The organism is Gammaproteobacteria bacterium, assembly GCA_033720895.1.
GTDB lineage: Bacteria > Pseudomonadota > Gammaproteobacteria > Natronospirales > JAJUFS01 > JAWWBS01.
This window is the reverse complement of sequence record JAWWBS010000122.1, coordinates 1-1693: the sequence shown is the minus strand read 5'-3', so window position 1 is coordinate 1693 and position 1693 is coordinate 1. Positions and strand designations below refer to the sequence as shown.

Genomic DNA, 1693 nt, shown 5'->3' with positions numbered 1-1693 from the left:
CTCATCGACACCACAGGCGGAGAGGAACAAACCCAGCAGCAAGATCGCAGGCAGGAAAACGGCGTGGCGAGACGGCATGGCAAGTCCTTTTGTTCAGGTCCGTGCCGGATTTTGACAGGCGCGCCGGGCAATTCCAAGCAGGGGAAAATGCAGCGGCACGCAAAGGATGACCAGGAGCTGGAACCTACCAGCGGAAATCACCCGCGCGCCAGCCGGCGCGAATCTGCCAGGCGCCCACCAGCACCAACAAAACCAGCGCGATGGCATGCAGCAAGGCTGTGAGGTTCATGGATTTCGCGTCTGCAAGCTCGGCGAGATAATACGCCCGTAACTTCTTGCTCTCGTCCGAGGGTTCGATCGACAGGAGTTTGCCGGGTGATCGAGGGTCGGGGCATTCCGGAAGCTCGAGGCGATAACGGTAGTGGAGGTCGGTCACTTCCTGGCAAAGCTGGCGATAAGCAGCTTCATCGATCTGGCCGCTGTTGTAGGCCGACAAGATTCGTTCATCGGAAATATCGGCCACGGGGAGATTCGCGAATTCCCGTGTTGACTCGGCCGAAGCAAAGAAGAACACTATGGGCAGGCTCACCATGAAGGCCATGCCGAAAACAAAGGACACGCTCATGCCTAGCGCCGTCGCCGGCCGGCCCTTTCTCCCGGCTTGCCGCTCCATTCGCAGGACGACGAAGAGACCACCAAGAATCAACAGCAAGGCAGCGACCAGCAGCAGGAAATCCATGATGGTGGCCGGCCCCGGGCCTTCCTCGACATTCGGGGACACGCCGAATGTCCGGAGGAATTGATACAGGCCGAAGCCTGTCATCCAGAACACCAACAGCCCGACGACATCGGCCTTTACCGGCAGCCAGCGCCTCTCGGCCCGCATCTGCTTTAAAATTCCGCGCTTCGCTTCACTCGATTCCTGGCTCATGCGTCCCCATGATCGATTCATCCACCAGGGTGCATTCTGCTGTTTCCTTGCCGCAGATGAAACTCGCTGTCACAAGATCGAATATGCGCATCACATCGTGACCAACCGTCCAGGGATTCCAGCCAGTCGGCGCGGGTAGCTGCCAAGTTTGCGAAGGCTCCAAGAGTATCCAATCGAAAAAAAGCCCAGCAAAAGCTGGGCCTTTTCGCCGTCTCAAGCTTGCGTCAACCGCACTTTGAATCCCCGCAGCTCAGGCAGGTCATGCAGCCGTCCATCATGACGACGGCGGCGGTGTTGCACTTGGCGCACAAGGTCGCGCCGGCCGGGTAGTCGCTTTCGGTGAAGGCGTCGGCCTGCTTGTTCTGCGCTTCGAACTCGGCGCGCTTGGCTTCGACCAGGGCTTTCTGGTGCTCGTCCAGGCCTTCGTCCTTCAGCATGCCGATCTTCTTCATGTGGTCTTCGATGACGGCGCCGATTTCAGCGATCAGCGAAGGCATGAACTTGCCGCCCGGCTTCCAGTAGCCGCCGCGCGGATCGAACACGGCCTTCAGCTCTTCGACCAGGAAGGTGACGTCGCCACCCTTGCGGAACACGGCGGAGATGATGCGCGTCAGGGCAACGATCCACTGGAAGTGGTCGAGGTTCTTCGAGTTGATGAAGATCTCGAAGGGACGACGCTGCTCGTGGTCGGTGTCCTGGTTGAGGATGATGTCGTTGATGGTGATGTACATGGCGTGGTCGGAGACCGGGGTCTTCACCTTG

General features: G+C 59.2%; 2 protein-coding genes. Both read right to left on the bottom strand.

All coding sequences use genetic code 11. The annotated features are described in order from the left end of the window. Window positions 1-184: 184 nt before the first annotated feature. A complete protein-coding gene (locus tag R3217_10785; protein MDX1455929.1) occupies window positions 185-739 on the bottom strand; it encodes a hypothetical protein in 555 nt (184 codons plus the stop codon). Between the two features lie 416 nt (window positions 740-1155). Further along, window positions 1156-1693: NrdJb (locus R3217_10780; protein MDX1455928.1), on the bottom strand; the 538-nt coding region annotated here is incomplete at its 5' end.